The sequence below is a fragment of the Arthrobacter sp. Edens01 genome, assembly GCF_001307035.1.
In the GTDB taxonomy this organism is placed as follows: domain Bacteria; phylum Actinomycetota; class Actinomycetes; order Actinomycetales; family Micrococcaceae; genus Arthrobacter_B.
This window is the reverse complement of record NZ_LKIU01000005.1, coordinates 1,062,291-1,074,968: the sequence shown is the minus strand read 5'-3', so window position 1 is coordinate 1,074,968 and position 12,678 is coordinate 1,062,291. Positions and strand designations below refer to the sequence as shown.

At 64.9% G+C, this 12,678-nt stretch carries 13 protein-coding genes; 5 read left to right on the top strand and 8 right to left on the bottom strand.

What is annotated here, in order from left to right; genetic code table 11:
- Positions 1-7: 7 nt before the first annotated feature.
- From AO716_RS11165 to AO716_RS11155, 3 genes are read left to right on the top strand one after another with little or no spacing between them, the layout of a single operon-like run.
- Positions 8-379, top strand: coding sequence for a DUF6507 family protein (locus tag AO716_RS11165; protein ID WP_055240913.1), 372 nt, complete (start codon positions 8-10; stop codon positions 377-379).
- Positions 380-2,575, top strand: a complete 2,196-nt coding sequence (locus tag AO716_RS11160) for an alpha/beta hydrolase (protein WP_055240912.1) — start codon at positions 380-382, stop codon at positions 2,573-2,575.
- 52 nt (positions 2,576-2,627) lie between these two features.
- Positions 2,628-3,143 (top strand): hypothetical protein, encoded by a 516-nt coding sequence (locus tag AO716_RS11155; RefSeq protein ID WP_055240911.1) that lies wholly within the window; start codon positions 2,628-2,630, stop codon positions 3,141-3,143.
- A 57-nt stretch (positions 3,144-3,200) separates the two neighbouring features.
- Here AO716_RS11155 and AO716_RS11150 read toward each other — a convergent pair whose 3' ends face one another.
- The 7 genes from AO716_RS11150 to AO716_RS11120 all read right to left on the bottom strand — a co-directional run bounded on the left by AO716_RS11150 (position 3,201) and on the right by AO716_RS11120 (position 9,413).
- Positions 3,201-4,796 (bottom strand): Na+/H+ antiporter, encoded by a 1,596-nt coding sequence (locus AO716_RS11150; RefSeq protein WP_055240910.1) that lies wholly within the window; start codon positions 4,794-4,796, stop codon positions 3,201-3,203.
- A 138-nt stretch (positions 4,797-4,934) separates the two neighbouring features.
- The gene (locus AO716_RS11145) at positions 4,935-5,516 is read right to left on the bottom strand and encodes a GNAT family N-acetyltransferase (protein WP_055240909.1); all 582 of its coding nucleotides are present in this window, start codon (positions 5,514-5,516) and stop codon (positions 4,935-4,937) included.
- Between the two features lie 87 nt (positions 5,517-5,603).
- Positions 5,604-6,188, bottom strand: coding sequence for a DUF1992 domain-containing protein (locus tag AO716_RS11140; RefSeq protein WP_055240908.1), 585 nt, complete (start codon positions 6,186-6,188; stop codon positions 5,604-5,606).
- Positions 6,189-6,215: 27 nt separating this feature from the next.
- On the bottom strand, positions 6,216-7,205 hold the full coding sequence (locus AO716_RS11135) for an aldo/keto reductase (protein ID WP_055240907.1): 990 nt from the start codon (positions 7,203-7,205) through the stop codon (positions 6,216-6,218).
- A 137-nt stretch (positions 7,206-7,342) separates the two neighbouring features.
- The gene (locus tag AO716_RS11130) at positions 7,343-7,822 is read right to left on the bottom strand and encodes a YbaK/EbsC family protein (protein ID WP_055240906.1); all 480 of its coding nucleotides are present in this window, start codon (positions 7,820-7,822) and stop codon (positions 7,343-7,345) included.
- Positions 7,823-7,899: 77 nt separating this feature from the next.
- Positions 7,900-8,775, bottom strand: a complete 876-nt coding sequence (locus AO716_RS11125) for an aldo/keto reductase (RefSeq protein ID WP_055240905.1) — start codon at positions 8,773-8,775, stop codon at positions 7,900-7,902.
- A 104-nt stretch (positions 8,776-8,879) separates the two neighbouring features.
- The gene (locus tag AO716_RS11120; RefSeq protein ID WP_055240904.1) at positions 8,880-9,413 is read right to left on the bottom strand and encodes a CGNR zinc finger domain-containing protein; all 534 of its coding nucleotides are present in this window, start codon (positions 9,411-9,413) and stop codon (positions 8,880-8,882) included.
- A 351-nt stretch (positions 9,414-9,764) separates the two neighbouring features.
- Between AO716_RS11120 and AO716_RS11115 the strand changes: the two genes are divergently transcribed.
- Positions 9,765-10,598 carry an SDR family oxidoreductase gene (locus tag AO716_RS11115; RefSeq protein ID WP_055242184.1) on the top strand — a complete coding sequence of 278 codons (834 nt, stop codon included), beginning with the start codon at positions 9,765-9,767 and terminating at the stop codon, positions 10,596-10,598.
- Between the two features lie 229 nt (positions 10,599-10,827).
- A complete protein-coding gene (locus AO716_RS11110) occupies positions 10,828-11,847 on the top strand; it encodes a GTP pyrophosphokinase family protein (RefSeq protein WP_055240903.1) in 1,020 nt (339 codons plus the stop codon).
- A 60-nt stretch (positions 11,848-11,907) separates the two neighbouring features.
- Here AO716_RS11110 and AO716_RS11105 read toward each other — a convergent pair whose 3' ends face one another.
- On the bottom strand, positions 11,908-12,597 hold the full coding sequence (locus AO716_RS11105; RefSeq protein ID WP_055240902.1) for a D-alanyl-D-alanine carboxypeptidase family protein: 690 nt from the start codon (positions 12,595-12,597) through the stop codon (positions 11,908-11,910).
- Positions 12,598-12,678 lie beyond the last annotated feature (81 nt).

Genomic DNA, 12,678 nt, shown 5'->3' with positions numbered 1-12,678 from the left:
TTCGCTTATGGGGGCAAACCAGTGGGACATCCAAGTGCAGGGAGTACTTTCCCTGCTGCACGACGCCGAAAACCTGATCCTGGAATGCGAACCTGCCAAAGACTCTGCGCTGGAAGCACTCAACGCCCTGGAAACGGCGCTGGCGGACTGCCCTGAACTCGCCGACGCCGTCGACCGGCTGCGCTTCGAGGTAATCGCCAATGACATGACGGACATCATGGTTCGCTGCAACAACGCCGTTGAGGGCACCCGGGAGAGTGTGCAGGCCTACGTAGACGGCGACCGGGAAATGGCAGACACGGCAGGCAAGGCCGCCTCACTGTCCTACCCGGCAGCATCCGGCTTCAGCGGCGGGACCCGGCGCTGGATGGTGCAGTAGATGGGATACCTCAACGTTGACCTCTCGGCTCTCGAGAAGCTGCCCCCGCCGGGAACCCTGCGGGTCCAAGCCTCGCTGCTGGCTGCGGCCGGAATGGGCTTCGCTGAATCCGTCAAGGATACGGCCGGGAAATGGCAGGCCCTCGAGGGACTCTACGAAACTCCCCACAAGCACCTAGTCCTCAATGCCCTCGCGGCACCGGCGCACCAGGCCACCGGGCTGGCCGAGAGCACGGACTCCGTCGCCGCGGCCATCCGGAGCTTCGCGGATGCAGTGGACACCATACGGGCCGCAACGAATTCGCTGCGCAGCGACATAGCGGCCGCGGACCGTCAGCTGGGCGCCATCTTGGAGGAGCCGGTGCCGGGGATCGGCGATGATTTCTCGAATTCCCTGATCCGCTACCAGTGGGATTTCGAGGACCGTGCAAGCAAGCTGGCCTCCGATTACCAAGAGGCACGGGACGTATGCCTGAAGGCCCTGTCTGCGGTGGGAAGAGCCAGCACGGACGTGAATTCCTACTATGGCTCGAACCGGCTCGACCTGCTCAGCCACGAAGCCGAGCGCCTGCACCGGCTGGCGCTGTCCCCGGATGCGGCGCCGGAGGACGTCCAGGCGTACTACAACCAGCTGGCCGGCATGGACGCCGGCCGGTACCGGGAGTTCGCCGCGGATTATCCGGAAGCGGCGGTTCTTCCGCCCCGGGTGGGTCTGGCCGCAGAGCACCAGGCCGCCTTCTGGCATTCCCTGAGTCCTGAGCAGCAGGCTGCGCTCGCAGAATCCCTGCCCGCCGTCGCAGGCAATACCGAGGGAGTGCCCTACACCGTGCGGGCTGCAGCCAACACTGCCGTCCTGGCACTGGTGATGAAACCCGCCTGGCGGGCGACCGAAGAGCAGCGGCGGTCATATGCGGCGATCGAAGAGTCCCTTGAGAAGACAGGCTCCAAGGCTGCGGACCGCAGCCTGATTTCCTTCGACCCGGCCGAGCCTCCCCTGGCCGCCGTCGCCATCGGAAATATGGATACGGCCACCAGCATCACCGCCAACATCTCCGGCATGGGCAGCTCCACCCAGGACATGGGGGGCGCCGTACGGGTAGCTGAAAACCTCTACAACGAACAGCGGCGGCTGGGAGCCGATCCCGCGGTCCTAGCCTGGATTGGCTATGACGCTCCGGACATGCCCCCGTCCACCGAAGTGCTGTTCTCCGACAAGGCGCGGACCGGCGGCGCGAAACTGGCCACCGTCATTGACGGCTTCTACTACACCCGGGGCGCGGAGAACCCTCCGTTCATCAGCGTGACCGCCCATTCCTACGGCACCACAACCGCTGCCTACGCTCTCAGCCAGACCGAAAACACCATCGATTCGCTGGTTTTCTATGGTTCGGCCGGTATTGACCCTGAGGCAGCAGAAAGCGCCGCTGACCTGAAGGTGCGCAGCGGCGAGGTCTACGCCACCCTGGGCCGCGCAGACAAAGTGGCTCCGGCCGGGCAACTCGGGTCCAACTTCGGCGACCCGCGGGTCACCCCCACATCAGAGACCTGGGGCGCAAAGGTGTTCAGTTCGGAGCCGGCCGTTGTTGACGGTAGGGAACTCCTCGGCAACGGAGGCCACGGCGGGGAAGGATCCACGGTCGGAGCAGGTATTACGGAGACCGAGAAAGGCCGGGGATACCTGGATCCGGACACGGCGAGCCTTCGCCACATTGCGGCGGCTTCTTCCGGCAGCGGGGAGCGCATCGGCCTGATCCCGGAAGCAGAAACCGATGCAGCCCTTGGCCGGCTCGCCGACCGGGGCAGCGCCGTCTATTACGCTCCGGGACGGGCCGTGGACTCCGTGCAGGACGGAGCAGCGGCGTTCGCCGACGCCGCCCAGGCGTCAGTGAACAGGGCCGCAGACGCTGTCCAGGGGGGTCTGATGTTCGCCACGGACACGCTGCAGGAACAGCACCTGAGGGACGTCAGTCCCTTCCGGAACCCGCTGAACCCGCTGGTCGACGGTTTGCAGGGAATAGCCCTCGAGAAAACGGATGCGCTGCAGGAACAGTTCAATAACGCAATGGACGGGGCCCAGAGTACCGTTGACACAATTATCGATGCCCACCAGAAAGCAGCAGATGAATACTTCAAGAGGAAGTGGCGCGCGTTTGAGTTCGTGGCGGGGAAGCTCGTTGCGCTTCAGGGCTCTGACTAGTGCCGGGCTGTTTGCTGTCCTAACCCTGACTTCGTGCGCCCAAGGAGCTTCTGTGCCGGATAACTCTGCCGCCTCGCCCACCGAAAGTACCGGGAACCCTTCCTCAGCGTCCGGCCGTCCCGCTCCGGAGGTTTTCGCCGGGTTTATGGCCATGGCCAGCGGGGCCGTGGATGCCACGAAGACCGGCGGCTGGATTCATGAAGACGGATCCCCCTGGGATCCTGAGGCGCCTGACCTGGTTTTCTATCCGCATCGCTGCCCGGAATCCAAGGGAGGGCCGAACGCCCGCGACCTTCAGCTTGCGCTTGAGGGACCGGCACCTGCCGATCCCCGTGCAGCACGGGACCAGATGCGCGACTATCTTGTGGCCAGCGGATTCACCCTCACGTCAATGATTGATCCTTCGGAAGGTGATGAATCCGATATGCCGTACAGTGTGGGAGCCAAGGGGCAGGAAGGCGAGCTAATCGTGTACTCGGCCAGCCCGGTGCTGGCATTCCTGACCCTCGAGAGCGAGTGTTCAGACCATCCCTCGCTCGAGCATGAGGTCAGCGCCGCGACGCGTTAGCAGCAGGGCATCGTTCCGCACTGAAGGCCGTGGAGTGCGCCGGCGCCCCGGGGTTCCTCACTCATCGCGGTCCGGCTGCGTGAGGCGCAGTTCCTCCACATCAAGCCGGGTTTCGAGCAGCCGGAGCACACGGTCATCAATGGTGCGTTCGTCGCGCAGCGCCAGGATCACCGTGCGCTTGCGGTCCAGGAGCGCCAGCCGCAGCTCGGTCTCCTGCTGCCAGCGCTCCAGCGCCGGTGCCGGCTCGCCCGCTGACTGGACTTCGCCGTCGGCCCGCAGCACCTCCAGGTGATGCCGGTACTCATGGACCAGCCGTTCCACCACCCGGCCGTCCGTTCCAAGTCGCGCTCCGAGTTCCGGCAGGGAAGACAGTCCGTCCTCGGCGGAGCGTATCTCCGCCAGGCGGCGCTCCTCCTCCAGCCGGTTGTCCTCCGGCAGCTTCGCCCAGCGGACGATTACCGGAAGCAGCGGCCCCTGGACGGTCAGCGTCACCAGTATCACCCCCGCCGTGACGAAGATGATCTGACCCCGGTCCGGGAAGGGCGTACCGGCCGCTGTCAGGGCCGGGACACCCAGCGCTGCTGCGAGGGACACCGCACCGCGGAAGCCTGCCATGCCGCTGAGGATGCGGGAGCGGTTGCTGACCCGGCGCAGCTTCTGTGACGGCCGCCGGTCGATCAGCCGGATCAGGTAGGTCGTGGAGAACAGGAAGGCGATGCGCACCAGCACCAGGACCACGGACACTGCGGCCACCGCCACCAGCCCGACGGTGATCTGCGGTCCGTCGAGCAACCGCACTGCAACGTGCAGTTCAATCCCAATCAGCACGAACAGGGCGGCATTGAGCATATACGTGGAGAAGGACCAGAAAGCCTGCGACTGGCGGCGGGCCAGTGCCGCCGTCACGCGCGGACCGGCCTGGCTCATGATCAGGCCCACGACGACGACGGCGAGCACACCCGATCCGCCGGTTTCTTCCGCGAGCAGGAAAGCCGCGAATGGCGTGATGAAGGTGGCGACGTTGCTCAGCATGGGGTCCTGGATCCGTTTGCGCACCCAGATGCCTGCCCATGCCAGAAGAAGACCGGCAACTATTCCTCCGCCGTAGGACAGCGCGAGGATCCCTGTGATGGACAGCGGCGTGTACCCGCCGTCTCCGGCTACGATGCCCACCGCCACGGCATAGATCACCAGCGCTGTGCCGTCGTTAATAAGGCTTTCAGCACGCAGCACGGTGACGTTCCGGTGGGGCAGGCTGCGGGCCAGCGCCGCCACCGCAGTGGCATCTGTTGGTGCCAGTGCGGCGCCGAGGACCCAGGCCGGGCCCCAGGGCATCCCCAGCGCGTGGGCCGTGAACGCAACAGCGGCAGCGGTGACAACAACCAGCCCCGTCCCGGTCAGGACGATTCCGCGCAGGTTGCTGCGGATTTCACGGAGGGACGTAGTGAGGCTTTCCCAGTAAAGCAGGGCCGGCAGGAAGAGCAGAAGGACCACCTCAGAGGGCAGTTCAACTTTTCGGAAGGCCGGTACGAATCCCAGAAGCACACCGCTGACCAGCAGCAGCAGCGGAGCAGCAATCCGCAGCCGCTCCGCACCCAGCGAGGCCGCCAGTATCGCCACGCCCAGGGCCACCACCAGTTCCAAACCAAGCACGGGCAACCTTCCGTCGGGCACCCTCCGGTCGGGCGGCCTACTTAAGTGTGCCGAGCCTGGCCAGCGCCGTCGAGGGTCGGGACGGGATGTCCGCCCTGCCGTTCCCGGCGCTGCAGCGGGCTCTCCGACGCTGCCTGTCTACCCGCCTGGCCCGCGCAGCATGGACCACACCAGCGGACCGCCGTCGGGCATTTCAGACACCGCCCAGACACCGAACCCAAACCGGCGGTAGAACGCCACGTTGGATTCTGCGGACGTTTCCAGGGCAATGGCCCGGTCCGGGCAGGCTGCCAGGATGGCCTCCATGAGCTGTGTGCCCAGCCCGTTTCCCTGTGCCGCCGGGGCGACGCCGATGGTCGCCAGTGTCCAGGCTCCTGCCGGTGCCTGGGGAAGCGGGTAGTGCAGGTTCCGGGCGGAATCTCCGTGCAGGGACGCCAGTTTGTCCTGCAGCCCTGCGGTCAGGGGCGCCGGATCCAGTACTGCCAGGTGCGGCGGAAGCAGGACCGCGACGGCGGTCCTCACCTCGTCGGCCCATACCTCCCCGTGCGGCAGGCCGAGGTGTTCCAGGTAGAGGCGCTGGATGGCGCTGATCCGCGCTTCCCGGCGCTCGCTGTCCACTGTCCAGCGGGTCCAGGCGTAGTCCGCGAAGGCTTCCCCCAGGACTGCCGACAGGCGTGCAATGTCGGCGGGCGAAGCGTGTTCCAGCCGTGTGATCCCCATGTTGCGGTGCCCTTTCTGCCGGTCTGTTCCCGTGGCGGAACCAGTCTGCCGGAATCCCGGGCCCGGTCCCCCTCGTACGCGGCTCCCCTACTGGGGGCGTTTCCAGACCCGCCTCCACCAGGGGCGCGGCGGCTGTGGAGCGGGTTCCTCCGGCGTCCGGTCTGACCTGCGGTTCCGCCAGCGCTGGATCTCCGCGTCGACGTCGCGCAGTTTGGTGATCACCGGTGGTCCACCCAGCAGCTGCCGTCGGGCTTCAATAATGCGCCGGTTGAAGTCCTCCACGGTCTCGCGGACCAGCGCTTCGGACGGTTTGCTGTCCAGGAGGGCGTCGAGCTGCTCATCCTCTACTCTCAGCAGCAGTGCCGGAGGCCCCAGGCCGCTGATGTTCTCCCGCTGCAGCAGCCCCTTCACCCACCAGTCGGGATCGTTGGCCTCGCCCAGATTGGGAATGGGCTTGCCGGCATACTTCAGGTTGTCGAACTCCCCGCGCATCATTGCATCCCGGATCAGATATTCAGCTTTATCTGCCGGATCAACCTGTTCCTTCCGCCGGCGCAGTTCGGCTTCCTCAGCAGACTCCTCCGGCTCGGCGTTCTCGAGAGTTCCGGCCGCGCGGAGCCTCGCCGCGCGTTCCATCCGACGCCGGTAAGCATCGGCACCGCGGTTCCCCATTGCTGCATTTCCTCCCGGCCCCGCCGGCTAGCGGTCGATCGTCTTCTCCAGTTCTTCAGGGTAACGGGCGCCTTCAATCGGAATGCGGGCGACGGCGTCGTCCAGGTTCGCGAGGTCCTCAGGTGTCAGGGTTACACCGGCAGCGCCGAGATTCTCCTCCAGCCGCTCCAGTTTCCGAGTTCCCGGGATGGGCACAATCCACGGCTTCTGTGCCAGCAGCCAGGCCAGGGCGATCTGGGCCGGCGTCGCGTCCTTGGTCCGGCCCAGCGTATCCAGGAGGTCGACCACTGCCTGGTTGGCTTTTCGTGCTTCCGGGGTGAAGCGTGGCAGCCGCCCGCGCATGTCTCCCGGGGCGAACTCTGTCCCGGCGGAGATTTTTCCGGTCAGGAAGCCCCGCCCCAGCGGGCTGAAGGGAACAAAACCGATACCCAGTTCTCCGCAGGCAGGCAGCACCTTCTTTTCGGGTTCGCGCCACCAGAGGGAGTATTCACTCTGCACAGCGGTTACCGGCTGGACGGCGTTGGCGGCGCGGATGGTTCCGGCCGAGGCCTCCGACAGGCCAAAATGCTTCACCTTGCCCTCGGTAATCAGGTCCCGAACCGTGCCTGCCACATCTTCAATGGGTACTTCGGGATCCACACGGTGCTGGTACAGCAGGTCTATATGTCCCGTTCCAAGCCGCCGCAGTGACCCGTCTACCGCTTCCCGGATGTGCTCCGGACGGCTGTCCAGTCCAATCTGGCGGCCGTCACGGTTGATTTTGAAGCCAAATTTGGTGGCGACAACCACCCTGTCCCGAAATGGCGCCACCGCTTCACCAACCAGCTCCTCATTGGTGAACGGTCCGTAGACTTCCGCAGTGTCAAAGAGCCGGATGCCCCGGTCAAAGGCGGTCCGGATCAGGCTGATGGCGTCTTCCCTGGTTCCCGCCGGCCCGTAACCCTGGCTGAACCCCATACAGCCAAGCCCCAGCTCGGACACCTTCAGGCCCGCCGTCCCCAACTCACGCGTCTTCATCCGTCTACTCCCCTCTTCAGTGCCGGCCCACAGGCACGACGCCGGGTGGCGGGCTGAGCTGCCGCCGCTTCAGTTTGCCTTCCACCCTGCGCCCGGTCGCCGGCGCCGTCAACAGGTGCCCGGGCGCTGCCGGAGGCTCAGTCCACCTGTTCCACCGTGCCGGCGGTGATTCGGACCAGCTCCGCCAAATCGGTGCGAAAGACCGTGTACGGGGTTCCGGCTGCGACCCACACATCCGAATAGGCACCAAGATCCCGGTCTACAACGGTTTCCACGGGTGCCGGGTGGCCGACGGGAGCCACTCCTCCAATCACCTGTCCGGTTGCCTGCCGGACCTCTTCCGGCGAAGCCCGCTTGATTTTCTGCTTGCCGAGCCGTCCGGCGAGCGCTGCCGTATCAACGCGGTGCGCGCCGCTGGTAATGACCAGCAGCGCCGCGCCGTCGGCCATAAATACCAGGCTGTTCCCAATCGCACCGACCTCGCAGCCAAGGGTCTGCGCTGCTTCGACGGCCGTACGCGCCGAGCCATCCGTCACGATGACCTGCGCCGCTGACCCCCGCTCTGCCAGTTCCTGCTGGACGCGGGCTGCCGCCGGTGCCAACTGTGTGTTCTCCATGCCCGCGACACTAACAAAGCCGCGCCCCGCGGTGTCGTCATATTGCGGCACGGACGCGGGGTTCAGCTCAGCCCAGCTCAGCTGCGCGCGATCGTGTCCGGATCCGGTCCGGAACGGATTCCTGTATCCAGGGCACTAATGTCCGAAAGCTCGGCGGCACTGAGGGAGAAGTCGAACAGGTCAATGTTCTCCGCGATCCGTTTGGGCGTCACCGATTTGGGAATCACGCAGATACCCAGCTGGATCTCCCACCGCAGAATCACCTGGGCAGGGGTCTTGTGATGCGCGGCAGCAATCGCGACGATTGCCGGGTCGTGAAGCGGATCCTTCGGTCCTGCTCCGGGACCATGGTCCCAGTACCGGGTGACGCCGCCAATGGGAGACCAGGCCTCGGTCAGGATGCCGTTCTGGAGGTTGAAGGCGCGCAGGGCGGGTTCGCTGAAATAGGGGTGCACCTGGATCTGGTTCACGGCAGGGACGACGTCGGTGCCCGCCATCAGTTCGCTTAACTCCCGGACGCTGAAGTTGCTGACGCCGATGGCCCTGACCCGCCCCTGCTCGTACAGGGTCTGCAGCGCCTGGTAGGAAGCAATCGTCGCCTCGAAGTCCGACGGCAGGGGCTGGTGCAGCAGGTACAGGTCCAGCACGTCCAGTCCCAGCCGGGCCATGCTGGCGTCGAAGGCCCGCAGTGCCGAGTCGTAGCCGTAGTCGTCAACCCAGAGTTTGGTGGTGATGAAGAGTTCTGCGCGGTCGACGCCGGACTGGGCCAGGGCCGCCCCCACTTCGGTTTCATTGCGGTAGGCCGCGGCCGTATCGATGAGCCGGTAGCCGTTGGCCAGCGCGGTCTCCACTGCAACGGTGGTTTGGGCAGGCGGGTTCCGGTACACCCCGAAGCCCACGGCATCCAGGACTACACCGTTGTTCAAGGTCAGCTTCGGCATGATGGCATTCATCGCAGCTCCTAGCGTGCAACAGCTCGTAGCTTCCAGAATCCCGCACTCTGCCTTCCGAGCACAGACTGCAGTGCCGGCGCGGGGACCTGCTGCCCCATGCAGGGCTAGCTGTGTGCTGCCCGGTGGCGGCGGACCGCTGCCCGGTTGCCGCACCGGACGGAGCAGAAACGCTGGCGGCCGTTGCGGGTGATGTCCACAACCACGTTCCGGCACGGATCACCCGGGGCAACACCTGCTTCACAGCGCCGCAGCCGGGTCATGCCGCGTGTGGTCAGGTGCAGCGCCGTCCCGACGCTGAAGACCGCCAGCAGGACTTCGGCCAGCGACTGTCCGCCGTCGCGGTAGTGCAGATGCCAGCCTTCCTGGTCATGGTCGGTCAGCCGCGGGTACGCCGCGGCGTCCTTCATCATCTCGTTCAGCAGTTCGGCCCGCCGGGCCGGGTCCGTCGCGTCGACTACCGCCAGCCACCGGTCAACCACCGTCCGCACCTCGGTATGGTCACCGGGCGCCTGGGGAAAGGCCATCGTCATGCCGTGCTCGCGGGCCCTGGCGACTATGCCGCCGCGTGAGTCCGGCCAGTCATTGGCCAGCGAGGCGGCAAACAGGACGGCGTACTCGCCGTAAGGGTTGAGATGCATAACGGCATTACAGCATGCTCGTGACATGAACACATATCCGAACCGGCAACTGATACAGGCACCGGCGCACTTCGGCTGCGAGCACGGGTGGGCAGTCACCTCCAGGCACCGGACCTCCCAAGGCCACGTGGTGTACGTGGAGTGTGTCCGTTGTCCGGCCAGGCGCGTGGAACTCGAGGAGGCCGGCACGCTGATGCCGGCACGTCCACTCAGCAGGGTTTATCCGGGCCCACCTTTATCTCCAGAACCTTCCCCATATCCCGCGAAGCGGCCGGACGCGCCTCCGAGCCGTTGCCGCCCGTCCCCGGCCGGAGAACACTGGAAAGGAACCCAACGGGAATGGAGCAGGCCATGTCAACGGATGTACTCGTAATAATCGGAACCGGGGGTATGGGGCTGGCAGTCCTGCGCCGGAGCGGGGCCGGACGAAAGGTCCTGCTCGCCGACTTCAACGAAACCCTGTTGGAACACGCGGTGGATACCGCGGTGTCGGAGGGATACGACGTCGCTTCGCAGGGAGTGGACGTCTCGTCACGGAATTCGGTTGCGGCGCTCGCGGCCACTGCCCGGGAGCTGGGCCGGGTCACCGGCGTCGTCCACACCGCAGGCCTCTCCCCTGCCCAGGCACCGGCAGAGGCGATCTGGAAGGTGGACCTCTATGGCGTTGCACTGGTGCTGGAAGAGTTCGAGAAGGTGATTGCTCCCGGAGGCTCCGGAGTGGTGGTCTCTTCCATGTCCGCCTACATGGCAGGGGGCAACATCCCGGCTGATGCGCTCGCCGAGCTGGCTGCCAAACCGGCGGACGATCTGCTGGGGCTGCCGTTTGTCACAGGAATCGACCATCCGGGTTTCGCCTACAGCGCTGCCAAGCGCGCGAACCAGGTCCGGGTCCAGGCGGCCAGCCTGCGCTGGGGTGCCCGGGGCGCCCGGGTGAACAGCATCAGCCCGGGGGTGATTTCGACGCCGATGGGCCAGCAGGAGCTGTCGAGCGAGTCGGGCGCGCAAATGCGGGCAATGATCGAGGGATCGGGAACCGGGCGGGTAGGCACTCCCGGGGATATCGCCAACGCGGCGGCGTTCCTGCTCAGCGCCGATGCATCCTTTGTGACCGGAGTGGATCTGCTGGTCGACGGAGGCGTGGTGGCGGCACTGGATACAGGGCAGCGGGCCAAGTCTGCCGGTTAAACCCCGGTTAAACACTGCATCGCCGAACCGGTGCCGTTGCTCTGGGCAGGCGGGCACTGGGGCGGGGCGGAACGCCGGAACGGCGGCAACGAAAATCGGGCGCCCGCAGGGCTCGCTTGAATCTTTTCGGCTCTTTTTGCCGGTTCCGTGTGTCCATGGCGTAGCAGGAATGGATCCCTCGTTCTATTCTCGAACTTTCCGCAAAGGCCATCGGTTGAGAGGAAGTTCAATGATGAATTCCGGCACTAATACCATGGTTGACCTTGCCGTTGCGGATCTGACGGCTTGCCAAGGCGAGCTGGAAGCGGCCCGACGAGCGATCGAGCTGGCGATTGGTGCCCGGATTTCAGACGACGGCCTGAATTACCACCTGATAAAAAGCCGGGTGAAATCGGTGGAATCAGTCCGCGGAAAACTGGGAAAACTCAAACCGAATGGCCTCCCCAAGTACTCGAACGGGCTCTCCGACCTGGACGACCTCATTGGGATGCGAGTCATCACCCATATCAAACCCGACGTATCGCGTGTGGTGACAGCCCTGACAGGGCAGTTCAACGTGATTAAGGATGAGGACAAATCAGAGGTACATCTCCGTGAAGGAACCATCGGCTACGCCGCCCACCACCTCATCCTCGAGGTAGGTGATGATTACCCTGCCGGGTGCGGCCAGCACATTGGACAGCGATTCGAGGTTCAGGTGAAAACCGTCCTGCAGCATGCCTGGGCGGAATTCGAGCACGACATCAGGTACAAATCCTCAGGCGACGTGAATCCTGCAATTAATCGTGCCTTTACGCTGGCGTCCGGGCTGATTGAATTGGCAGACGATCAGTTTGTGACGATTCATACCGAAATGAGCCGGGAGAGCCAGTCGACGGCCCCGGTGAACACCCTGGTGCATGGAAGCGAAGAACTCACGGCGAAGGAACTCACCAGTATGCTCGTCACCGAACTTCCTGAAAATCCCCGAAGCCGCCGTGAGCACTACCAGTGGCTGGTGGAGTTGATGGCCGCAGTGGGGATCACAACAGTGGATGAGGCAAACAGGCTGCTCACCGAAGCCGATTGGGACGCCCTCACAGAGCGAATGGGATACCGGTTCATTGCTGGTCACGTCCGTATCCTGGACGATCTGCTGCTCAGCAAATTCGGCCAGGACTATATAGACAAGACAGCTTCCCTCAGCGATGCGAGCCGCGAAGGAAAGCTGAAGTACCGGCTCAACAAGCTCTGTCCCGCAGACGGGTAGTTTCCAGGGCAAGGGAAAGACCAGTCCCGTGGGCTTGAGGCCCGGCACTGCCCGTGAGGCTCAGTAGGAGGGAGCCGGAGGAAACCCGGCGAATTCTTCCAGGGTTTGGCCGGTCTCGTGAAGCTCGGCAGCAAGTTCCGTACCAACGAAACGCAGGTGCCACGGCTCGTAGGCGAATCCGGTGATCGTAGTGGCACCGGCCGGATACCTGATCACAAAGCCGTACCTGTGGGCGTTGGCGGCAGCCCAGGCACCGGCCGGCGTAGTTTCAAAGCAGGGCTCCAGCGCACAGGATCCGTCCGCGTTGCCAATGTCTACGGCCAACCCGGTCTGGTGTTCACTGTGTCCGGCCCGGGCCGAGATGCCGTCCGCAGTTGGGGCACCGTAGCTGGCGGAGTACGACTCATGGATGTGCGCCTGGTCCGCAGCGGTTCGGTAACCGCTGACAGCCGTTATCCCAACACCGGCAGCAGCGGCCTCAGCGCTTAACTGACCGAAGGCGCCAGCTGCCTCGGGGCGCAAAAGCACACCGCCGGCGTCGTGCAGTTCCGCTGGAATATACGCAGGATCCGCCAGCGGCCGGGTTTTGTTGACGACGACGGCGAGGCTGTCCGGGGAATCAAAGTCCAGCCGCGCCGTTTGTGCGGATGCCTGCTGCGCCTGTGACTCGAACCAGGAGAGATATCCCAGCAGGCAAAGGCAGACACAGCCTATGAGGGCAATGTGTGTCTTGACGAGCTGGCGCGGCATTTGTTCCTCCCCTGCAACTTTCCCACAGTCCCGCAGCGCACAGCAGTACCGACGCGAAACGTGCAGTATGCAGGAGAGGCC